The organism is Litoribrevibacter albus, assembly GCF_030159995.1.
Taxonomy (GTDB): domain Bacteria; phylum Pseudomonadota; class Gammaproteobacteria; order Pseudomonadales; family Litoribrevibacteraceae; genus Litoribrevibacter; species Litoribrevibacter albus.
Map to the genome: position 1 here is coordinate 191,739 of NZ_BSNM01000002.1, position 22,843 is coordinate 214,581.

General features: G+C 45.4%; 18 protein-coding genes and 1 tRNA gene. 11 read left to right on the plus strand and 8 right to left on the minus strand.

Going from position 1 to position 22,843, the window contains the following annotated elements; translation table 11 throughout:
* Nucleotides 1-111: 111 nt before the first annotated feature.
* The 6 genes from QQL66_RS01000 to QQL66_RS01025 form a co-directional block, all read right to left on the minus strand.
* Nucleotides 112-1,389 (minus strand): DUF3426 domain-containing protein, encoded by a 1,278-nt coding sequence (locus tag QQL66_RS01000; RefSeq protein ID WP_284377699.1) that lies wholly within the window; start codon nt 1,387-1,389, stop codon nt 112-114.
* A gap of 82 nt (nt 1,390-1,471) precedes the next feature.
* The gene (gene prmA, locus QQL66_RS01005; protein ID WP_284377702.1) at nt 1,472-2,356 is read right to left on the minus strand and encodes a 50S ribosomal protein L11 methyltransferase; all 885 of its coding nucleotides are present in this window, start codon (nt 2,354-2,356) and stop codon (nt 1,472-1,474) included.
* Between the two features lie 63 nt (nt 2,357-2,419).
* The gene (gene accC / locus QQL66_RS01010; protein ID WP_284377704.1) at nt 2,420-3,766 is read right to left on the minus strand and encodes an acetyl-CoA carboxylase biotin carboxylase subunit; all 1,347 of its coding nucleotides are present in this window, start codon (nt 3,764-3,766) and stop codon (nt 2,420-2,422) included.
* A gap of 140 nt (nt 3,767-3,906) precedes the next feature.
* Nucleotides 3,907-4,356 carry an acetyl-CoA carboxylase biotin carboxyl carrier protein gene (gene accB / locus QQL66_RS01015; protein WP_284377705.1) on the minus strand — a complete coding sequence of 150 codons (450 nt, stop codon included), beginning with the start codon at nt 4,354-4,356 and terminating at the stop codon, nt 3,907-3,909.
* An 18-nt stretch (nt 4,357-4,374) separates the two neighbouring features.
* Nucleotides 4,375-4,821: a type II 3-dehydroquinate dehydratase gene (gene aroQ / locus QQL66_RS01020; protein WP_284377708.1), complete on the minus strand. Its 447-nt coding sequence runs from the start codon at nt 4,819-4,821 to the stop codon at nt 4,375-4,377.
* A 271-nt stretch (nt 4,822-5,092) separates the two neighbouring features.
* Nucleotides 5,093-6,742 carry a GGDEF domain-containing response regulator gene (locus QQL66_RS01025; RefSeq protein ID WP_284377711.1) on the minus strand — a complete coding sequence of 550 codons (1,650 nt, stop codon included), beginning with the start codon at nt 6,740-6,742 and terminating at the stop codon, nt 5,093-5,095.
* A 505-nt stretch (nt 6,743-7,247) separates the two neighbouring features.
* Here QQL66_RS01025 and QQL66_RS01030 point away from each other — a divergent pair.
* The 3 genes from QQL66_RS01030 (at nt 7,248) to QQL66_RS01040 (ending at nt 11,127) form a co-directional block, all read left to right on the plus strand.
* Entirely contained in the window at nt 7,248-7,874 is a 627-nt protein-coding gene (locus QQL66_RS01030) for a transglutaminase-like cysteine peptidase (RefSeq protein ID WP_284377713.1), read from the plus strand.
* A 110-nt stretch (nt 7,875-7,984) separates the two neighbouring features.
* Nucleotides 7,985-9,949: a bifunctional diguanylate cyclase/phosphodiesterase gene (locus tag QQL66_RS01035; protein ID WP_284377715.1), complete on the plus strand. Its 1,965-nt coding sequence runs from the start codon at nt 7,985-7,987 to the stop codon at nt 9,947-9,949.
* 188 nt (nt 9,950-10,137) lie between these two features.
* Nucleotides 10,138-11,127, plus strand: a complete 990-nt coding sequence (locus QQL66_RS01040; protein ID WP_284377717.1) for a DUF2333 family protein — start codon at nt 10,138-10,140, stop codon at nt 11,125-11,127.
* Between the two features lie 26 nt (nt 11,128-11,153).
* Here QQL66_RS01040 and QQL66_RS01045 read toward each other — a convergent pair whose 3' ends face one another.
* Nucleotides 11,154-11,774, minus strand: a complete 621-nt coding sequence (locus QQL66_RS01045) for a bacteriohemerythrin (protein ID WP_284377719.1) — start codon at nt 11,772-11,774, stop codon at nt 11,154-11,156.
* A 194-nt stretch (nt 11,775-11,968) separates the two neighbouring features.
* On the opposite strand from QQL66_RS01045, the gene QQL66_RS01050 reads away from it, so the two are divergent.
* Nucleotides 11,969-14,563, plus strand: a complete 2,595-nt coding sequence (locus tag QQL66_RS01050) for an efflux RND transporter permease subunit (RefSeq protein WP_284377726.1) — start codon at nt 11,969-11,971, stop codon at nt 14,561-14,563.
* A gap of 205 nt (nt 14,564-14,768) precedes the next feature.
* Nucleotides 14,769-15,527 carry a hypothetical protein gene (locus QQL66_RS01055; RefSeq protein WP_284377729.1) on the plus strand — a complete coding sequence of 253 codons (759 nt, stop codon included), beginning with the start codon at nt 14,769-14,771 and terminating at the stop codon, nt 15,525-15,527.
* A 90-nt stretch (nt 15,528-15,617) separates the two neighbouring features.
* On the opposite strand, the gene ppa is transcribed toward QQL66_RS01055, so the two are convergent.
* Nucleotides 15,618-16,154, minus strand: coding sequence for an inorganic diphosphatase (gene ppa / locus QQL66_RS01060; RefSeq protein WP_284377734.1), 537 nt, complete (start codon nt 16,152-16,154; stop codon nt 15,618-15,620).
* Nucleotides 16,155-16,491: 337 nt separating this feature from the next.
* Between ppa and QQL66_RS01065 the strand changes: the two genes are divergently transcribed.
* The 6 genes from QQL66_RS01065 (at nt 16,492) to ccoG (ending at nt 22,604) form a co-directional block, all read left to right on the plus strand.
* Nucleotides 16,492-17,310: a helix-turn-helix domain-containing protein gene (locus QQL66_RS01065; protein WP_284377736.1), complete on the plus strand. Its 819-nt coding sequence runs from the start codon at nt 16,492-16,494 to the stop codon at nt 17,308-17,310.
* Between the two features lie 50 nt (nt 17,311-17,360).
* Nucleotides 17,361-17,437 (plus strand) — tRNA-Met (locus tag QQL66_RS01070).
* Nucleotides 17,438-17,646: 209 nt separating this feature from the next.
* Nucleotides 17,647-18,840, plus strand: a complete 1,194-nt coding sequence (locus QQL66_RS01075) for a polysaccharide deacetylase family protein (protein ID WP_284377738.1) — start codon at nt 17,647-17,649, stop codon at nt 18,838-18,840.
* A gap of 38 nt (nt 18,841-18,878) precedes the next feature.
* The gene (locus QQL66_RS01080) at nt 18,879-19,373 is read left to right on the plus strand and encodes a hypothetical protein (RefSeq protein WP_284377740.1); all 495 of its coding nucleotides are present in this window, start codon (nt 18,879-18,881) and stop codon (nt 19,371-19,373) included.
* Nucleotides 19,374-19,431: 58 nt separating this feature from the next.
* The gene (locus QQL66_RS01085) at nt 19,432-20,997 is read left to right on the plus strand and encodes a sigma-54 interaction domain-containing protein (protein ID WP_284377741.1); all 1,566 of its coding nucleotides are present in this window, start codon (nt 19,432-19,434) and stop codon (nt 20,995-20,997) included.
* Between the two features lie 182 nt (nt 20,998-21,179).
* The gene (gene ccoG / locus QQL66_RS01090; protein WP_284377743.1) at nt 21,180-22,604 is read left to right on the plus strand and encodes a cytochrome c oxidase accessory protein CcoG; all 1,425 of its coding nucleotides are present in this window, start codon (nt 21,180-21,182) and stop codon (nt 22,602-22,604) included.
* Nucleotides 22,605-22,843: the final 239 nt, after the last annotated feature.

The following is a 22,843-nucleotide window of genomic DNA, read 5'->3' on the forward strand; positions in this document are numbered from 1 at the left end:
GCCTCAAAGACAGGGGCGCTATGATACCGATTTCAACCGGGCGGGAAAAGGCTGTAGATCAAAAAAATTGTTTAGAAATTGATCGTTTTGTTCTTGACTTTTTACGCTTCTTTACGGAAAGAACTCTAATCTGTAACTGCGGGCATTTGAACCCGGGTCTTGGATTTTGAAGGCAACATGAATTGGCACGTTTTTCTCCATAATGGTCGCCCCTGAGAGTTCCCCGCCAAGGTATTGGTTTGGATGAATTAATCCACTGGCAACCACCTTGCCATTGTTATCCGTAAAGATCAGGGCAAGTTTCGGGAAGGGTTGAGAAAACGATGCTTGATTGGTGATGATGGCATCAATCAATAAGTGATTCGGATTGCTGCTGTCACTTCGAACAATAAGATTACTTGCTCGAACTTTGTTCAGCGCTTTAATATCCGGCAGTTTGCAGTCAAGAATTGCACAGGCAAGGGTGTAGCTGGAACGTAAGTCAGGCTGTTTTGACCAGGTATTAAAGTTTAGCCAGGCAATCTGAAAGACAATTAATAGACAAGCCAACAAGCAAGCTACACCCCAGCCTATGTTGGAATAGAGTTGGGCTTTACTCTTGGTTGGTTCTGTACTCAGATAAACCGGTTCACTTTCTATATAGGGTGCTTGGTGATCTGGCTGTGGCTGTATCTCAGGTCTGGTTTGTAGCTCTGGTCTTGTCTGCAGTTCTGGTCTATCAGAGTGAGTGGGCGATAGATTAGGTTGAGGCGGTGCAGAGCTTTCTTGTGTTAGAGATGTTTGTGTTGGAGCTGCTTGTGATGATGTTGTCGTGGCTGCTTTGGTTTGTTGTACGACTTTTTCCTGTGAGTCAGACGAAGCCCCTTTCGCTTGAACATCGAAAGATTGATTGGCTTTTTCTTCGGCTGGTGCAGAGTCGAGTTCTTCGAGCAGCTTCTCCGCCCAATCGTCATTGGGTGTGTCTACGGTTTGAGGAGCCAGCTTAGAGGAGACTGGAGCGCCGCCAAACAGGGCATCTGCATCAAGATCGTCGTCTTCTGCAAAGGCATCGTCGGAAATATCCAGAAGGTTCTCGTCATCGAGATCGAAGTCATCGTCATCAGAAGAGGAGGAAATGAACTCATTGACGCTGTCATCCGTCAGGTCAATGTTTTGATCAATTTGGCTTAGGGTATCTTGTTCGAAGAGGTCATCAATGGATAACTCCTCTTCTTGATTGAGCTTGGGTGGCACAGGCGCATTACTGTTAATGGCGCTGAACTCAACGGCATTAAAAACGTGCAGGCAGCTACCACAACGTACAAGTCCGTTGGCAACTTTTAATTGCTCATCTTTGACTTTGAACGATGTTTGGCATTTTGGGCATTGGGTGATCAGTTCCGCGACCATAATGCGAGTCCTGTGTGTTAAATCCCTTAAGCTGACGTTGTTGAAGATGCTATAGCACCTTCAAAGCCTTGTGAATACTAGCTTACTTCTTTTGTCCTGTGATGAGAATCCAGTCTTCTTTTTGTTTGATTGGATTCAGATCAAAGTACTCACTGTAGGTATCAAATACTTCTTGAGCTTGTTCTTGCAAAATACCTGACAGTGCGAGATGTCCGCCTGGTTTTGTGTTACCTGCAATGGCCGGTGCCAGCTCAACTAAGGGGCCTGCCAGGATGTTGGCAACAGTAATGTCCGACTGGCAACCTTCAAATTGATCCGGTAAGTAAAGAGTCACTTTCTCTTTTGGTAAACCGTTTCGCTCCAGGTTCATTTCAGTGGCGATTAACGCTTGTGGATCAATATCCACACCAATAGCGTCTTTTGCTCCGAGCAGTAACGCAGCGATTGCCAGAATGCCTGAACCACAGCCATAATCCAGTACATGTAAGTCGGTCAGATCTAAGCTGTCCAGATACTCCAGACATAAGAACGTAGTCGGGTGGGTGCCTGTTCCGAAAGCAAGTCCGGGATCTAGAATCAAGTTAATGTCGTCAGGCTTTGGTGGTTCCAGCCAGCTTGGGCAAACCCATAAACGTTGACCGCACTGGATAGGCTTGAAGTCATCCATCCAGGCGCGTTCCCAATCTTGATCTTCTACCGTTTCAGTTTGAATTTGATGTGGGATGCTGTTGGTATCGGCAAAGTCGTTAACCGCTTTGGCAACTGCATCAATATCGAAATCTTCAGTAAATAAACCAACCACACGAGTTGATTTCCACAGTGGTGTTTGACCCGGTTGCGGTTCGTAGATGGGTTGATCTTCCGGATCTTCGAGAGTGATTGAGCTGGCGCCCAGTTCCAGCAGATAGTCTTCCAGTTGCTCTGCACTTTCTGCTTGGGTGGTAATTTTGATTTGTAGCCAACTCATAGTATCTGATCCAGAGGGGAGACAGCGAATGTGGCTGTCTCCTTAATAATTAAATGGTGTGTCTTAATGATGTTTCTTAAGAATGCTTTCAAGGTAGTGAATACTGTAGCTGCTAGAACAGAAACCTTGATCACCCATCAAACGACGGTGCAATGGGATGTTGCTGCGGATGCCGTCGATCAGCATTTCTTCCATTGCGTTTTGCATGCGGCAAATGGCTTGCTCTCTCGACTCACCTGATGCAATTACCTTGGCGATCAAAGAATCATAAAACGGTGGAACTGTATATCCAGCATAAAGGTGAGAGTCCACGCGAATGCCAGGGCCACCTGGCGGATGGTAGAATTTCACGGTACCAGGCGACGGTACAAAGCTGTTCGGGTCTTCCGCATTGATTCGGCTTTCAATGGCGTGCCCCTGAACTTTTACATCGCTTTGTTTGATGGAAAGAGGTTCTCCACCTGCAATCAACAATTGTTGGCGAACAAGATCAATACCGGTAATGACTTCAGACACCGGGTGTTCAACCTGAATACGGGTGTTCATCTCGATGAAGTAGTACTTACCTTCCTCATACAGGAATTCAAACGTACCGGCGCCACGATAGTTGATCTCAAGACAGGCTTTGATACAGGCATCGAAAACCGCTTGGCGGGCCTCTTCATCGATATTAATTGCCGGAGCTTCTTCAATGACTTTTTGGTGTTTTCGCTGGATAGAGCAATCCCTGTCATAAAGATGGATGGCATTACCTTGTCCATCCGAGAGTACCTGAACCTCGATATGGCGAGGATTTTCCAGGAACTTCTCCATATAAACCGTATCATCACCAAAGGCCGCTAATGCTTCGGCTTTTGTGACGGATACTGAGTGAATTAAGCTGGCTTCGCTGTGTACAACACGCATACCGCGACCACCACCACCGGCAGCGGCTTTAATGATGACCGGATAGCCAATGCGTTGGGCGATTTTGCTGATAGCGTCTTTGTTCTTTGGAAGTGGTCCATCGGAGCCGGGAACCGTTGGAATGCCGGCTTTTTTCATGGCGCGAATGGCAGAGACTTTATCGCCCATTAGGCGAATAACGTCTGCCGTTGGGCCAATAAAGGTGAAACCACTGCGTTCGACTTGTTCTGCGAAATCTGCGTTTTCAGCAAGAAACCCGTAACCTGGGTGAATACCCATAGCATCAGTCACTTCGGCGGCACTGATAATTGCCGGAATGTTCAGGTAACTGTCGAGAGGTTGATTGGAGCCAATGCAGACTGATTCATCCGCCAGTCGAACGTGCAGTAAATCCCGGTCAGTTTGAGAGTGGACTGCCACAGTTTTAATGTTCAGCTCTTTACATGCTCTGAGGATGCGAAGAGCAATCTCTCCACGGTTAGCGATAACGACTTTATCAAGCATTCTTTTACTCGTAGATTACGAATGACGACAGTTAATTCCCGGAGTGGGCCATTATATTCGGGTTTTGATGGTGTATGTAGCACTCTGGTGAGGTAACTGACCAATGTCAGTTACTCATTTTGCCCTGTGCCTCGGGTACGCTACACAATAGTGATCAGCGCTTGTCCGAATTCCACCGGCTGTGCATTATCGATAAGTATGGCTTCAACAATGCCTGAGCGATCAGCTTCAATTTGGTTCATCATCTTCATTGCTTCAATGATGCAGATTACATCACCCGCTTTAACATGTTGACCTACTTCTACGAAGGCCGGAGACGAAGGCGATGGTGCTCTATAGAAGGTGCCGACCATTGGCGATGTCACAACATGACCAACTGGCTTGTCGTCTTTTTTCTCTTTTGCTTCAGATGATTTAGTTTCTTCGGCGGTCGGCTGAGCCACTGCTGCTGAAGGCATCACTGCCGGCGCGACTGGTGCACTCATGCGACGACTAATACGAATAGACTCTTCGCCTTCTTTGATCTCAAGTTCTTCAATGCCTGATTCTTCAATCAGCTCAATCAGCTTTTTAACTTTTCTTATGTCCATGATGGGGCTCCAAGGCAACTATTTGGCTTGAGAAATTTGTTGGTAAGCAGCATCTAATGCATAGGTATACCCGTTAGCGCCAAGTCCGCAGATGACGGCAACGGCTTTATCAGAGAAGTAAGAATGATGACGAAAACTTTCTCTTTGATGCACATTAGACAGATGTACTTCAATAAAAGGAATTTTTACTGACAGTAAAGCATCTCGCATAGCAACGCTGGTGTGCGTATAGGCTGCTGGATTAATAATGATGAACTGTACGGATTCTTGATACGCTTGCTGAATTCTAGTTACCAGTTCACCTTCAGTGTTGCTTTGAAAGGTGTCCAACGTAACTCCTAGCGATTCTGCTTGTTGCACCAGATCGCTGTTTATGTCGTCCAGCGATTTTGAACCGTAGATGCCAGGCTCTCTTATGCCGAGCATATTAAGGTTGGGGCCGTGCAATACCAGAATATCCGCCATAGGTTCACCAAAATGAGAATGATTAATTTGGCCGCAAAGTTTGCACAAAATTGATGCAGGTGTCCACGATTTCTGTCTGAACTTTTGAAAAAAGCGAACGTTTTAAGAAATTGCCTGCAAGATCGAAACAAAGTTTGCAATATTTGACCTTGAGGATAGGTTAAGAAATTAGAAATTGCATTCCAATTTAAGAAATAACCTTAATTAATTGCTCTAAGGTTACTTCTTAAACGGACAAATTGTAGGGCGGAATAAATGTAAGAGGGGATAGCTACTCAGTGCCTGAGTAGAGGCGGACGCAGTTCCGGCCTGCGCGCTTTGCTTCATAGAGGGCTTTATCAGCAAGTTCGGACAAAGCTGAGGCGTCTTTAATTTCAGGTGCTAGTGCCGCAATACCGCAGCTGAAGGTTACGTTGAAATCTTTTTCGCCGGCAGATTGGGCAATATTGCGGAACTTAGAAAGGATTTCATTCAAGATCATCACTGCATCAGTGGCCGAAGTATTCGGCAAGACGACAGCAAACTCTTCACCACCGTAACGACCAATTACGTCAGTTTTACGAAGTCGTTGTTTCAGGAAGAGTGCAAGACTCTTAATTACCTTATCCCCGATAGGGTGGCCGTAGGTATCGTTCACCTTCTTAAAGTGATCGATATCGAGCATCGCGAAAGACAGCGGCGTCTTATCTCTCAGATTGTGCTGAATGGCATTATCGAGCTTATGTAGACTGTGGGTGTGATTGTACAGGCCGGTAAGACTGTCACGCACCATCAGTGCAAGCAATGATTTTGCACGACTGCCACGATTTCGAATCGTTCGGATTAAGTGATCAGGGTTGATCGGCTTGGTAAGGAAATCATCACCACCGCCTAAGCTCATAGCTTGTAGCTGTTTGTTGATGTCGTCTTCTGCCGATAGGAAAACGATGGGCATACTGACCCACTTTTCGTGCTGACGAATAATGTGGGCTAATTCTGATCCGGTGCAGCCAGGCATGTACATGTCCAGAACCACCAGATCGGGTTGAAACTCTTCTAACGTATCGAGGATCAGTAGAGGATCTGTGATCACTTTTGCGGTCATTTTCGCTTTTTTAAGCGTAGTATCGATAAAGTGCGCCTGGGATCGTGAGTCGTCCAGTACCAAAACTCGGTAATCGTTATCTAAGACATCACTGTTTTCAACGTCGATGCTTTCAATAAATCGTCCTGGGTCAACAGATTCTACATAAAACGACTTGCTGCCAGTTCGAATGGCTTTTAATCGGGTTTCCAGGGTGCAGTTGCCTAATGAAAGGAAACTGACCGGAAAATCCAGGCGGCTTTCGTCTTTAAGTTGTTGGATCAGCTCAACACCGGAATCTTGAGTGCCGCAGAAGTTGGTTTCTATTAGCAAAATACTTGGCGGAGTAATGCGTAAGTGTTGTTCAAGTTCGTCTTTTGTACTCAGCTGTTTGCATTGTAAACCGAAGTAGCTCAACTGCTTGGCGAGTTTCGCAGCATAAGTGGTATCTGTGATAGCAAGATAAATTGGTTTACGTAACTTAAGTTGAGGAGGTGTCTCTTCTTGTTGGCTCTTATCTGATTTTCGTAACGTGATTTTAGCCAGATCCCGAACCCGTTGTGTCAGTAAGTCTAATTTCGATTTTTCTAAAGAGTCCTGGCACTGCGCGATAACTTGTTCGATAGCTTGAGCAACTGTGAGGTGATCTTCGTCTTGATATCGTTCTGAATAGCCAATAAGTCTTTGGTTGATGAGCTGTAATTGCTTTAGATTTTCTTGGGTCCAACCGGCTTTGTTAAAAGCTTGCCAGGTACTGATGAGTCGACGGGATTGTGTGGTGGCTTTACTGATGGGGGTGTTTTGATCCGAAGCTTGAGTTGGGGGGGTGTTTTCTATCGGAGTATTCGAATCTGTCATGTAGGCTAACCACTTCGTATTTTTAGAACCTATCCCTATTAGGATGATCTTACTTATAATTATTAACTGTAGTAAAGATATATTAGTGATGCATGGAAATTCTTATTTGTTTCCAGCTACTTCTTTACTGACGGCCATCTTCTCATCGTTTTCAGCTATAAAATCGTGTAACTTTCCATCACCAATAATTTGGTTAATGGTTTGGATCAATAATTTTGGCTAATTAGTTATGGCTAGTAACTAACTGCCTTGATCGTGTTATAGCGTCGAATGCTGTATTAGATAGCGGTTTAGTACGTACTATTTATCAGTTGGTACTATTTATAGGTAGTACTATAGACAGTAACACCTCCTACTGTATAGGCTTAGACTTTATATTGGCAATGAAAGTAACGTTTCAGAATGAAAGAATGGTAACAGGATGTATCAATGCCAATAGGAAGTGATGGTGCATGGATAGGAATGGGTTGTGATTCAGAGTAAGGTTCAGTTTGGGAAACGCACAATGAAAGCGTTTCTTCTGATATTGCTTTTGCCTGTTTTGGTCTTGTCTGCCGACATAAGCCTGAAGCCAGAGATCAAAGAAAGTTTCTCCCGCTTGATTGATGAGGTCTCCTTGCTTGAAGACCAGGAAAAACTCGATCGAGTTAATCAGTATTTCAATACCGAAATCCGTTTTATCAGTGACCAGCTTCTTTGGGAACAGGAAGATTACTGGGCTACGCCGTATGAGTCGTTGTCCCGAAAAGCCGGAGATTGCGAAGACTTTTCATTGGCCAAGTATTTTACCTTGATCAAAGCCGGGATGGACCCGGAAAAATTACGGATTACCTACGTAAAAGCTGTGAAGTTAAAACAGGCGCATATGGTTCTGGCTTATTATCCAACGCCTTCCTCTGAACCATTGGTATTGGATAACTTGATTCCCGAGATTAAAAGGGCATCCAAACGACGCGATTTGGTGCCTGTTTACAGCTTCAATGCCAGTGGTTTTTGGCTAAATAAAATGTCAGGAAATATTAGGCTGGGTGGTGCATCCCGGGTGACCATGTGGAGCGAGTTTGTAGAGCGGATGTCAGAGTATGATCCGTTAGGTCTGCTCCCTGAATTTGCCAGAGCATCCAGTAAATAGTGTTTAAAAAATTACTAGAAATATCATGACCTTTCGGTTCGCTTGCGCCGAATAGGTTAGACTGAGAAGATACGGCCCTGAATAAGAGGGGCTTAAAAGGAGATTAAGTCGTGACCCTGTTTCAACGGCTCGTAGTAATGACGATGGCAATCTTATTTTTAGCGTTGGCTGGAAATATCTCGTCAGGTGTATGGTCGGTCAAGGAGCACCTGAACCGTCAGTTGAATATTAATGCGGAGGATGCCGCCCGTTCTCTTGCCATTTCGATGAATACGGCACTTCGGGAAAATGATCAAGCCAGTCTGGAGACCTTGCTCAACGCCATGTTTGATGGTGGCGATTATCAGAGCATTCGGGTGTTTTCGGTGAACGGTCGACTGCTGATTGAGAAAAAATCCGAAGCGATCATGTCAGACGTACCTTCCTGGTTTAAGAGTTTAATTGAATTCAAAAGTGTAACGGCTGAAAGTGAAGTTACGGATGGCTGGCAGCAATACGGTCGTATCTTTGTCGAGCCGAATTCTGAAAAAAGTTACGGTAAGCTTTGGTCGATTACCAGCAAAATGGTGGTGTGGGTTGTGCTGTTGATGGGTGCAGCGCTGATCATGATCATCTTCTTTATGAAAACCTTATTGAAGCCATTATCGGATATGGAGCATCAGGCAAACGCCATCTCTAATCGCGATTTCCAAACCATCCCACTACCTAAAGCACGAGAGTTAAGACGTGTCGTTATGGTTATGAACGGCATGGCAGAGAAGTTGAGCAAGTTGTTTTCCGATCAGGCGGAAATGACAGAACAGTTGCGAGAAATGTCGTTTCGGGACTCGCTGACAGGCTTATCGAATCGACGTGATTTTGTGGCTCACTTTAAATCGTATCTTGATCCGCGACAGGGCAGCAAAAGTGGCGCGATGATCCTTGTGGGAATTCGGGCATTTGATAAGTTTAATCAGGAGCATGGCACCACCAAGGGGGATGAGTTGTTAGTTCAACTCTCCAATCAGATTAAAGTCATGCGTCGAGATCACAGCAAGATCATAACCGCTCGTTTAAAAGGGGCTGAGTTTGGGATCTTTATTCCGGATGTTTCCAGAGAGCATGCATTGCAGGCGTTGAAAAAACTGTTTAAAGATTTGTCTATGTTGCCGGCGGTTCATGGTAAGAGTGACATGTCGGATAAGTTGCACCTTGGTCTGGCCTATTATTCAGAAACTTCCAAGATTCCAAGTACGGGAGATTTGATCAGTCTTGCGGACCAGGCGTTGCGTCGAGCGCAAGGACGGGGCCGTAATACGGTCATTATGCTGTCGACCAGCGAAGCGATTGAATCCGATGGCGTGATGGGGGATCAAGCGTGGCGTGGTTATCTGGAAAAGGTATTGGAACGTCGAGCCGTTAAATTGCTGTATCAGCCGGTTAAGCATTTTGGTGTCGCCAGTACGTCGGATTACGAAGTACTGGCGAGAACCGATTACAAAGACAGTTTGGTAACGGCTTCGTTGTTCTGGCCAATGGTTGAGCGCTATCAGTGGACGGAGCAGTTTGATCAGTTGATCATCACGAAGGCGATGTCTTTGATGGTCAGTCAGACACACGATTTACGCTTGACGATCAATGTGTCTCCTAAGTCACTTTTATCCAAAAAGTTTGCAGATTGGTTGCTGAAAGTGGCCCAGGAAAATCCAGCCGTATCGAAACGTGTGATTCTTGAAGTGTCTGAGTATGCATTGCATCAGGATGCGGAAAGTATCATTGCTCTGTCGCAATCTTTAAGTGCCTACGGCATGAAGTTAGCGATTGATCACTTTGGCGCAAGTTCGGGAACCTTTAGTTATCTGAATCGTGTTCAGGTCGATCATTTGAAAGTGGATCGCAGTTATATTCGTGATGTACACCTTTCAAAAGATAATCAGTTTTATATTCGTTCCTTAATCCAAATTGCACATAACTTGGATATTAAAGTATATGCCGAGGGTGTAGAAAAGGACGAAGAGTATGAGGTGCTAAAAGCGTTAGGCTTGGATGGTGCCATTGGATATTTATTTGGTAAGCCGTTAGCGGAACCTCATTAGAGCGCTGCTAAACGCTAAACTCATTATATCGACTGAGACACTGCGTTGATTTAATGATTGAATAAATCAAATGAACTGCGAGTTTTGAGATCTCTGGTTTGAATAGAGTTTCAAATGAATCGGAGAGCGAGCTCTCATTCTTAATCAGTAGTTTGATGTCGCTGGTAGATGGAAAAGAGGCAAGATAAATGGATAAGAAAACGTTGTATGGTATTTCAGGTGGTGTTGGCGCATTTGTTTTGTTGCTTACATTGATCGGTTGGTATTGGAGTTCAGAACCAGATTCTATCAGGGTGGTAACGGCAGCTACCAATCATGCTGAGCAGAACTCGCAGAATCTAGTGACGGGCTATGTCACTACTCACACCTTAATATCGGTTATCGATACCCTATTAAATAAATCGGGTGGCTATATCTCCAATGATATCTTTCCGCCAGGGGTTGCCATGGACAATATGCCAAATTGGGAATTTGGTGTGTTGGTGCAGGTTCGCGATTTGGCACGTGCTTTCCGTCGTGATTTCAGTCGATCTCAATCTCAATCGACAGAGGACAAAGATCTTGCCAAAGCGGAACCTTTGTTGAATTTTGATCACAAGAGCCGCTTCTTTCCTTCGTCGGAATCTCAATATCAGGACGCCCAAGATTATTTAGAGTCTTATCTGGGTCGTTTGGCCGATCCAAAAGAGTCGCGTGCTCAGTTTTATACCCGTGCGGATAACCTAAGCCGCTGGTTATCGGATGTGGAAACCCGTTTGGGTAGCTTATCTCAGCGTTTGAGTGCAGCGGTAGGCAAGGTTCAGATTAATACGGATTTGGCGGGCGATAATGTAGCGGAGCAAGCGACACCGGGTGTGGACCATGAAATTGTAAAAACGCCTTGGCTGGAAATTGACGATGTGTTCTATCAGACACGCGGTTCCTGTTGGGCGTTGATTCAGATTCTGACGGCGATTGAAAATGATTTCCGCCCGGTACTTGAAAAGAAAAATGCCCGTATCAGTTTGAAGCAAATTATTCGTGAATTAGAGTCTACACAGGAGTCTGTCTTTAGCCCTGTTATTCTGAATGGTGAAGGGTTTGGCTTGTTAGCCAATCATTCATTGGTGATGGCATCTTATGTGGCGCGTGCTCACGCAGCCATCATCGATTTAAGAAGTCTGCTAGAGCAAGGGTAATAGGTTAAGCCTATTACCCTCTGATCTTAGAGTTGCTCCAACAAGTGGGTTAATTGATCTGCCAGATCCTTCAGTTGATCCACTTCTGCTTCCGTCATTTTAAATGGATCTAGCTGGTGAATCTGATTGGATAACTCACTGGCTGCCTTCTTGGCATCTTCCTTAATTTGTTGATGTTGATTGGCTGAGGCGTTGTCCTCATCCGAGACTTGATACGGTTCGACCTGTTGATCGTGAATACAATCGTGGTTCAGCAGAAACTCGGCCAGTTTGGTATCCACTTTGAGGATGTGGTTCTTCAACCAGTTGACCAGAAACTCTTGAATGAGTGCCGCATCTTCGATGGTGAGCTTGTCGATGTCGGCTTGGCTGGAGTTCAGTTCAGCAATAAACAGTTGGTGTTGTTTCTTGTGTTTTGTCAGCTTCTCTTCAGTATAACCATACTGAGCCATCAGGGTTTCTTCGGTGGTAAAGTGATAACGCGTATAATCGAACAATTCTTCAAGAATGGACTCTAAAGAAGCGCTTTCAAATTGGGATTCAATCGCATCATGCAGTTTGTTGATTAGACTGATCAGGATTTGATGTTGATCGTCAATGACTTTGATGCCTACGGCATACTCTGGTTTCCAGCGGAATAAACTCATAGACAACCCTTTAGCGATGGAATAAGACGTCTGTCGTCAGTCTAATACAACGCGATCACCCTAAGAAGTTTACCTGTGCATTGTATTGATTTTGATCAATATAGCATAGGCAGTGAATTCAACTTGGTTTATAGTGCTCCCTTCTTTTTAATGCACTATGAATACTCTAATTAAAACCACAAGGACGTTGTTTGATGTTCTCTTTTTATCGTTCACTCGTTTTATCTAATCCTAGGCTGTGGCTGCTGATTATTTTGGGATTGTCGGTATTGGCCGTTATCTCGGGCCAGTCCTTTAAAATTGATGCATCAGCAGATTCTTTGACTCTGGAGAACGATAAAGACCTCAAATATTTTCGTGACGTGGTGAAGGAATTCGGGGCGGATGACTTTCTGTTTATTACTTATGCACCCAAGAATGATTCCATTGTTAGTGATAAAAGCCTGAATGAAATCAGTCTGATTTCAACCAAGCTGGAGGCGTTGAATGATGTTTCTTCGGTGGTGAGCATTCTGAATGTGCCTCTGTTGGACAGCCCCAGAATCAGTTTAACTGAGTTGTCTCAGGGAATGAGAACGCTGGCAACGCCTGGGGTAAATAAAGAATTGGCGTTGAAAGAGTTTCAGAACAGCCCGCTTTATAATCAGCTGTTGATGAGTGAAGATGCCAAGACCACGGCTCTTCAAGTTAATCTAAAACGCGATACCGAATACTACCGCCTGCTGAATGCTCGTAACGAACTCAGAAATGCCTCGAAAGAAGAAGGGTTCAGTAAGCAAGCGGACATGGCACATGCTGAGGCTCAGTTTTCCGAATACAATGCTGCCCGACTAAAACGTGAGAGCCAAACGATTGCTGACGTTCGGGCGATTCTTGATCAGCATCGTGAACATGCCGATATTTTCTTAGGCGGTGTGACCATGATTACTTCCGACATGATCAGCTTTATTGAAGATGATCTGGTGACCTTTGGTATCGGTGTAGTTCTGTTCCTGATTGCAATGTTAACGGTTATCTTCAGGAAAGTGCGCTGGGTCTTGGTTCCTCTATTGAGCTGCTTGTTGACCTCCATCTGGCTGGTCGGTTTGCTGGCGTTGTTGGATTGGCGAGCGACGGTTATCTCATCCAACTTCGTGTCGCTGGTTCTGATCATTACTATGTCGATGTGTGTGCACTTGGTGGTGCGCTATCGTGAACTGCATCTGGAGATGCCAAAGGCAAACCAGTTTGAGTTGGTGGAATCGACCACTTTGCACATGATTAAGCCGTGTCTGTATACCTCCCTTACCACCATTGTTGCCTTTATGTCGTTGGTGTTTTCAGGCATTAAACCTGTGATCGATTTTGGCTGGATGATGGCTACCGGGGTTGGTTTGGCTTTCCTTCTGACCTTTATTATTTTCCCTGTATTGATGTTATTGATTCCGGTGGATGAGCCGGTAGAAGAACACGACTTTACCGAAGCCTTTACGCTTTTCTTTGCTGGTTTGGCGAAACGTCGTTATGTGTCGATAGCGTTTATTTCACTTGGGCTGGCGGCAGGATCAATTTTTGGAATTACCAAGCTGGAAGTAGAAAACAGCTTTATCGGTTACTTTGATGATAAAACCGAAATTTACCAAGGGATGTCGGTGATCGATCAGGAGCTTGGCGGAACAACGCCGCTGGACATTGTAATCAAGCCGGATCAGCAATTTGATGAGTTTGTGAAGTCTCTGGAAACGCCTTTCGAAGCGGTAGAACTTGAAGGCGATGATTTCTTAGAAGATGAGATGGGCGAAGAGCTGGGTGATTTGGACGGGTTGGGAGATGCGTTCGGTGACATGGGCGATGGTTTTGGGGAGGCCGATGAAGCCAATGCGCCAAGCTACTGGCTAACCACCAAACAGTTGGCGCGATTGAAAGAGATTCATCAATATCTGGAATCTTACCCTGAAATCGGCAAGGTGTTATCACTGAGTACAGTAATGGACTTGGCGACCATGCTGAATGACGATAAGCCATTAAGCGATTTTGAGTTAGCCTTGGTACGTACTATGGTGCCGGAAGATGTGTCTGACATCCTGATCAAACCTTACTTGTCTGATGATGCGAACACGGCCCGCATTACCATGCGTATTATCGACTCAGATCCTGAATTGCGTCGGGCAGAATTGCTTGAAAAAATTCAGACGGATCTTCAGCAAAAATTTGGTTTAGAGGTCGAGCAATATCGGCTCACCAACATGATGGTGCTTTACAACAACATGCTACAAAGCTTGTTCACCTCACAGATTGAAACTTTAGGTGTGGTGTTTTTGGCGATCATGTTGATGTTCTGGGTGCTGTTCCGTTCTTTCTATCTTGCAGTGGTCGCGATTATTCCGAACATGCTGGCGGCTGGCATGGTGTTGGGGGCGATGGGGCTGGCTGGCTTACCTTTGGATATGATGACCATTACCATCGCTGCTATTACAGTGGGGATTGCGGTGGATGACACCATTCACTACATCCATCGCTTTATGGAAGAATTCCCCAAAGATTACGACTACAAAGCCACCATTGTTCGCTGTCACGGCAGTATTGGTAAGGCGATGTACTATACCTCAGTTATTATTGTTGTGGGCTTCTCCATCCTGGCGTTGTCGAACTTCGTTCCAACCATCTATTTTGGGATCTTAACTGGTCTGGCGATGGTGGCGGCTATTTTTGCAGCCTTAACCTTGCTGCCGTCGCTGATCTTGCTGTGTAAGCCGGTAGGTAATGGGGATGCACAAAAGGCTCGGATGGCGACGGAAAGCAATTCCTAATGGCACCGCTTTAGTCTGTAAAGCTCTCCAGAATAAATTATGTGTGATTTTTGTTCTGGATAGCGCTATTTTGACTATTATTAGTTGAGTTGAAATATCCGAACTAAGGTATTGAGTCTAAATTATTTTTCGGTGTATCCGATAAATAAAGCGAAGGTTGAATATAGCCACTAATACACTCTTGTAGGTGAGAGAGGACATCAGATTGAGTTCCGTTGAAACAGTTATTGTATTTAATATCGTTGGCTTCACTGTGATGTTGCTGATTATGTTTGCGTTGGGTTGGTGGTTTTTAAAGAAACAAGCCAAAACCGTATCGGATATTGCGCTAAAAAACGTTCAGAAAGAAATTCATAAGGCCAAGCAACAGCTGGTTAAAATGAATCGTCAGATGATGAAAGACTTTAATGTGGATGAATCTGCAATGCTGGAATTCACGCCAGTGGTGATCGACAGTAAATCCATACGTGCGATGGAAGAAATCTACAAAGCCTTTGTTGTGTGGGGAAAAACCAGTGCTGATGCTGCAAGCAAAATTAGCAAGCTAGGAGCGCAAGAGCTGGCAGGGATGCATGCAAGCAAACAGGAAGAGTGTCTCAAAACTTTTTATTCTGAGGCACGAAAAGCCTATAACCTGGCCCAACAGCTGGATCATCAAATCGAATTTGATGCAGCTTATCTTGACGATACCTTGATCAAAGATATGAGCAGTATGGCTAAGCAAACCATCTCTCTGAGTGAAAGCCTGCTGGATCACGTAAAGAAATCGGCTGAAAAATCAAAGTCCACAAATGCCCGAGATAACCTCAAACTTTACGCTGCGATGGAAAAGCAAGCGGTCACCATCGTAAGCTTCCATAATTTGGAATATAAAAACTTCGTGAAGAATAACATGGCGCAGAAAGTTCGTGATTTAAGAGCAGGGATGAGCCAGGCAGGGGGCGAAGAAGCGTTTGAGGAGTAGGGATTTCTAATGAGATACCCTGTTTACTGAAACATAAAAAAACCGCCTTTCGGCGGTTTTTTCGTTTAATACCAAGCTAATAGCTCAATATTAACCTTCAGCTTTGTTGTAGGCTTCGATAGATTCAACGATTGCTTTCTTCGCTGCTTCTACGCCTTCCCAGCCTTCAACTTTAACCCACTTGCCTTCTTCAAGATCTTTGTAGTTTTCGAAGAAGTGTGCGATTTGGTCACGAAGCAATTTTGGAAGATCTTCGATGTCTTGAACGTCGTCGTACATCTTAGTTAGTTTGGTGTGTGGAACAGCAACTAGCTTAGCGTCTTCGCCAGCTTCGTCAGTCATGTTCAAAACACCCACAGGACGACAACGGATTACAGAACCAGGAGCTACCGGGTATGGAGTTACAACAAGAACGTCCAATGCATCGCCATCATCCGCTAGAGTTTGAGGGATGTAACCGTAGTTTGCTGGGTAGAACATTGGTGTTGCCATGAAACGGTCAACCATCAACGCATCGTAGTCTTTTTCGATTTCGTATTTGATTGGCGCGTGGTTCGCTGGGATTTCAATTGCAACGAATACGTCATTCGGAGCGTCTTTGCCCGCAGGAATGTTGTTGTAGCTCATATTCTGTTCCTAAATATGGGTGAATTGTGAGGTTGAAAAAATAAAGCGCTGATTATAGAGCCTGAATTCGTGGAATCCTAGTTCAATCCGTAGGTTCCCGCCCAGTTATTTGGTTTTTTCAGATAGGCTCCTCAAACTCGGTTGCTTATGAGTAATGAGAAAACCCTTGAATTACCTTTTAAACAGCGAATGGGATTAGGTGACAGAATGCCTTAATTGCGTGACAAGTCGTTGATTCACGCATTGTTTTTCATAGAAAGCAGGTCGTTCTGTCTTTCTGTTTTCATAGTCATGGCATATTATTCAGAAGTACCAGAAACCAGAAAGGATTTCGAAGATGACCGATTCGACAAAGAAAGGTCAGGAGTCACCGGCAAAGAAAAAGCAGGCTGCGTCGGGTTCTGATGATGTAACAGGCAATAAAAAAGATAATCAGGATTACACACAAAATACGAAAACCTATTCTGCTGATAATCCATTCAGGCAAGGTAAATCCCAAAAGAACAATGCACAACGTGATTCGGGAGATGTGGGAAGTCGCTCTTCATTCGTTCGGCGAGTTGCGGAAGATGCATTGAAAATGGCCTGGAAAACCGGTGTTACAACGCTGAATAAAGCGTCCAATTTCGTTCAGTCACCGGAGAATCTCAGATTAATTGCGGATGCCGGAGAATCGCTTCGCGATATGCGAGAAGTGGCAGGCTTAACCCGTGATGAGTTGGCCGAGGCTTTGGATTTGTCTGATAAAGGGTTGGTGGAAGCCGTTGAAAATGGCACGGCGACTTTATCTTTTGAATTGATTCTGAGGCTGTCTGCATTATTGGCTCGTCATGATCCGGTGCCGTTTGTTCTGAAGTATGTTCGTGCTTATAACCCGGAAGTCTGGAAGTTACTTGAAACCTGGGGGCCAGCTCGAGTTACCACTCAATATGAACGTGAGCGTCAGTTTATTAATATCATGCGAGGTCACGATGCAGCTCGTAAACTGAGTGATGAAGGGTTTGCTGAGGTGTTGAAATTTACACGTTCCTCTTTTGAAATGGCGCTGCATTTTGTAGCTCAGCAAGAGAATGTGGAAGACACCATTATTGATCCTGAGGATGGAGATTCGACGGGAGAAAAACGCTCTGAACGAAAAAAACAGGATTCAAAGTAAAAAAGGTTTGACAGTATTGGGGGACCCCCATATAATGCGCCCCACAATGACGCGGGGTGGAGCAGCCTGGTAGCTCGTCGGGCTCATAACCCGAAGGTCGTCGGTTCAAATCCGGCCCCCGCAACCAGATTCAAAAACCGAGATTTTATATCTCGGTTTTTTTATGCCTGAAAGTTGGGGCAGGGTTTAACAAGAGTAAGACCTGAAGGTCGTCGGTTCGCTCTTGGTAGGAATAAGAAAAGTATCTGCAGTTGTGGGACAACTTTTGCAGTGAGTTAGTGTCCTAAGGTAAATGTTCCTTTTTGTTAGATGTACTTGGAGTAAATAAGAAAAACGATGAAACAGAGCATTAATCGTCGTTTGGTTAATAAGGTCGCGTTGCGGCTGTCTCAGTGTTTGTTGGTTGCTGTGTTTTGGGCCATGACCTATTCCATTGTTAAGGCGTTTGAACAGAATGAACGCGCCATTTCGGTGTTGCAATATCACCATGTCAGTGAACAGACCCCCTTTCTCACCTCTATAAAGCCGGAAGCCTTTGAAGCGCATCTCGATTATCTGGTGCAAGAAAACTTCCAGGTGATCTCATTAAGTGCATTCTTGCAGCGTATTAAGACGGGAGCACTGACTGAAGATAAAACGGCGGTCATTACTTTCGATGATGCGTATGCCTCCATTTATGAGACTGCATGGCCTTTGCTGAAAGAGCGAGGTTTTCCATTCTCTGTCTTTGTGAATACGCAAGCCGTTGATCAAAAATTCAAGCACTCTATGAGCTGGTCCCAGATGAAAGAGATGGCGGTGGATGGTGTAGAGTTTGCCAATCACACCCACAGTCATTTGCATCTGATTCGGAAACACGAGGGTGAAACCAAAGCGCAATGGTTGGCTCGTATTCGGGGAGAAATCGAACAAACCGAAGCCTTGTTAGAGGAAAAGCTAGGCCAGTCACATAAAGCGTTGGCGTATCCTTTTGGAGAGTACAACCCTGAGGTTATGACATTGCTTGAGGAAATGGGATACGTAGGTTTTGCCCAGCATTCAGGCGCGGTCGGTGAGGGTGTTAACCTTCAGGCGATTCCGAGATTTCCTTTTGGTGGTTACTACAGTGACCTTGATGATTTCATTACCAAAGTGAATGCGTTAGCACTGCCTGTTGGCTTAGTGAAGTTAGGCGTATCTTCTGGTGAGATTGAAGCCGGCGATGTGCTGGATGATCTACCTCATATGGATAAAGAGGATTGGCTTTATCTGCACGACGAAGCTCAGCCTGCCGCGTATTTTGAAGTACCTCTGACGGTTCAGCAATCCAAACGAATTACCTGTTATGCCTCTGGTCAGGGGCGGGTGCCGCTGGCGTTGGTTGGTCAGGCGGATAAGATTCATGGCTTCCTGGTGGAAACGGTGAAAGACGCTCCAGTGGGTAGATCTCGCTTTAATTGTACGTTACCTTCTCAATGGTCTGGACGTTTTTATTGGGTCAGCCAACCCGTGATTCGTTTAGCTGCCAATAACCAGTGGTATCCAGAATAATCTACACTTTACCTATCAATGGAAGACAGGGGGAGTTTATGAGCAAGGTCGGTCAACAAACAAGCGGGTCATATTCTTCATTTGTGCGACTTCCGTTAACACTATTTTCGGCGCTTCTTTTTATTTTGGTTTCTGCTGTTGGACTTCATGGCTGTGCTGGCACTGTTTATCAGCCTTACGATGGCAAACTTGGTTATCAGGAGAAAACCGATTCCAAAGGTCGGTTGGTGATCACTTACTTTGCTACGGACTCCACGGATTGGTTTACCATCGGAACCTTTGTTGATCAGCGTTTAAGAGAGCGTAAAGAGTCAGAACCTTGTGTTGATTATCAGATGGTTCGTGATGAGCAAAGTGAGCAGCGAGTTACGATTCAGCGTCAACAGGATGCACAATACACCACAGTGCTGGGTTTGAATGCGCGGTGGGATATTCGAACTCATGAGCCCATTCCTTTGGATATTCCTGCCACCGTTCGTGTATATCAGCGAATCCTAAAATCTGTCCCAGTAGACAACTGCCCTTCTCAATAAGCCCGGTTACGTCCATAATTCCCAAACGAATAATTATGGACACTAAGGATGTGGGCGGGTGACAACACCAATTAATGAATACGTTCAGCGCTATGAATTAATTCTTCGTTCGATGAATGAAGGGGTTTACGGATTGGATCGCCAAGGGGTAGCGACCTTTATTAATCCGGCCGCTGAACGATTAACGGGTTGGAGTGCTGAGGAAACCATTGGCAAGCCCATTCATTCTTACCATCATCACACCAAGCCGGATGGCAGCCCTTATCCTCAAATTGAGTGCCCCATTTTCAAAACCGCCCAAACCGGTGTCGAGCATAAAATCGGTTACGAGTTGTTTTGGCGCAAAGACGGTTCCAGTTTTCCGGTGGAGTATTCCAGTACCCCGATTTTTCAGGATGGTGAATTGGTCGGGGCTGTGGTGGTGTTTCAGGATATTTCCGAACGAAAGCTGGCCGAACAGAAGTTGCAAATCGCTTTCGATCAGGTCAAGACCCTCACTGAAAAGCTTGAAGCGGAAAACCGCTATCTCAAAGATGAAATTGAAGATGAGCTGGAGTTACAAGAACTGATCGGCGACAGCCCTGCATTTCGAATGATTCAGACTCAAATCGAACAAGTTGCCAAAACTGATGCCACGGTTCTCATTCAAGGGGAGAGTGGCACAGGGAAAGAGATGATTGCTCATGCAATTTATCAAGCTAGTCACCGCAAAAATCGAACGATGGTGAAGGTTAACTGCGGTGCTATTCCTACCAATCTGGTGGAAAGTGAGTTGTTTGGTCATGAGAAAGGGGCCTTCACTGGCGCTATTAAACGCCACATTGGTCGTTTTGAGCTGGCCAACGGCGGCACCTTGTTTCTTGATGAAGTGGGCGAACTGCCGTTGGATGTTCAGGTTAAGTTACTTCGTGTGTTGCAAGAAGGTGAATTTGAGCGGGTCGGTGGCACCACGCCAGTTCCTGTGGATGTACGTGTAATTGCGGCCACTAACCGGGATTTGCGGAAAATGGTCGATGAAGGCAGTTTCCGAACAGATCTTTATTATCGTTTGAATGTCTTTCCTATGGTGATTCCGCCCCTTCGGGATCGTAAAGAGGATTTACCTGCGCTGATCCGCCATCGTTTGAATAAGCTAGAGAAACAATTAGGAAAGCAATTGTTTGGTGTTTCGGATCAGACGTTGCAGCGCTTCTCCAGTTATCGTTGGCCAGGCAATATTCGTGAGTTGAATAACCTGCTTGAACGTGCAGCGATTGTCACTCATTCACCCTGGTTGGAAGTGACGGGGTTCGAGCCGACGGGGTTCGAGCCGACCGGTTTTGAGGGGAGAGAGTTCGAGCCGACCGGTTTTGAACAGAGAGATTATGAGCCGACAGAAGATTCTCATCAGCGTCACACATATATAGATGGCCCATTTGATTCAGCCTTAAACAAACAATATTCGAGCAGCGCCTCTTCAACTTTACCTGTGTTAACGATGGCTGAAGCTGAACGTCAGCACATTTTAGAAGTACTTGAGCGAACGAATTGGGTGATCTCTGGAAAACAGGGCGCGGCCGATCTGTTGGATTTGCCGCCGAGCACGTTAAGATCCAGAATGAAAAAGCTTCGAATAGTCCGATAATTAGTGTGGTTATATATCGTGATTTCGTTATATTTCGCCGCGATATATCGTTATTTCTTTTATTTTGTTTTCTTAACTTATTGAAAAATAAGAATTAAATATAAATCTTTGTGTTGGTACGTCTGTTGCGTTTTCTAGTGTGAGCCAGTGGCTCGAAGTAGAAAATGATGAGAGAGACGAAGATGACCAACAAAATCGAACTTGTGCAAATTGAGCCGGATCACAAGGACGTTCACCACTTCAATCCTGACGATAATGTCATCGCTCGGGAGAAAATTCAGGTGAAAGCCACGGATGGTTTCCACAGTAAACTGCGAAAGCTGGTAGCGGGGCTGGGGTTCCTCGCCTTCTTTGGCTGTGCCTGGCTGCAGTGGGATGGCCATCAGGCCGTACTGTGGGATTTAACTAATCGCCAATTTTTGATCTTCGGCCTGACCCTCTGGCCTCAGGATCTTTTCTTACTGTCTTTTACCTTAATGATCAGTGCCTTTGGCTTGTTTGCGGTGACGGCGTTTGCTGGGCGAGTGTGGTGTGGTTATGCCTGCCCACAAAGTACTTGGTCCTGGGTGTTCATCTGGTTGGAAAACAAGATTGAAGGCGACCGAAATGCTCGACGCAAGTTAGATAAGGCAAGTCTGTCCAGTCACAAGGTCTTCTTAAAGTTAGTCAAACATGCATCGTGGGCTGCGGTTGCCTTTATCACTGCATTAACCTTTGTCGGGTACTTTACTCCGATTCGCGAGCTAGCATCGGACCTATTCACCTTTGAAGCCTCTTGGGGCGCGGTGAGCTGGGTGCTTATTTTGTCAGTACTTACTTACCTGAATGCCGGCTGGTTGCGTGAGCAAGTATGTATTTATATGTGCCCGTATGCACGATTCCAGTCTGTGATGTTCGATAAAGATACCTTGGTGGTGTCCTACGATGTGGAGCGTGGTGAGCCAAGATCAGCCAAACGTAAACACGTCCAAAGTGCCGAGGAGAAACCGGGAGATTGTGTGGATTGCACTCTGTGTGTTCAGGTTTGCCCGACCGGTATCGATATTCGCCAGGGGTTGCAGTACGAGTGCATCAGTTGCGGCAAGTGTATTGATGCCTGTAACAATGTGATGGATAAGCTGGGCTTTGCGCGTGGGCTGATTCGATATACCAGCGAAACTGCGCTCAAACATAAACAACCGGCCAAATTTCACGGCCGATTACTGGGGTACAGTGCAGTAATGACGGTACTGCTCGGTGCTCTCGTTTATGGAGTGATGACCTTATCGACGGTGGATTTAGAGGTAGATCGCGGACGTGGCGCGAACTTGTTCCGAGAAAATTACCGTGGTGACATCATCAATAGTTATAACGTTCGGGTGATGAACAAAACCCAAGAAACCAAGATCTATCAACTGGCGGTAGAAGGTGTGGCGGTGGATTCGCTGGAAGGCACTACCACTCTCGAATTAGCGCCCGGAGAAATCAGTCAGTTGCCTATGTCAGTGACCGTAAAACTGGATCAGTTGTCGGAGCGGGCAACGCCGATCGAATTTGTGGTCTGGGAAGAGGGGAATCCTCTTCAGAGAGAAACGGCGGAGAGTCGATTCATTGCCCCTCTTCGTTAAATAGTGTGACTCATAGACAGTATTTAAAGCTTCCTTTCACCTTCGTCTCCTGGCTCTTTTTTGCGGAGTCATTTAAGCGCAGGTATCCGCACAGTTTCTTTTCCCTATGGGAAACTGGTTGGGATACCCGCGCTCTTTTTACCTTCTTACCATACCTCGGCGAATTCTCGAATCTGTCTTAGATCAAGGCACATGGGATTTACGCTTTATTGAGGCTGGCTTTGGTGTATAGTCCCTGA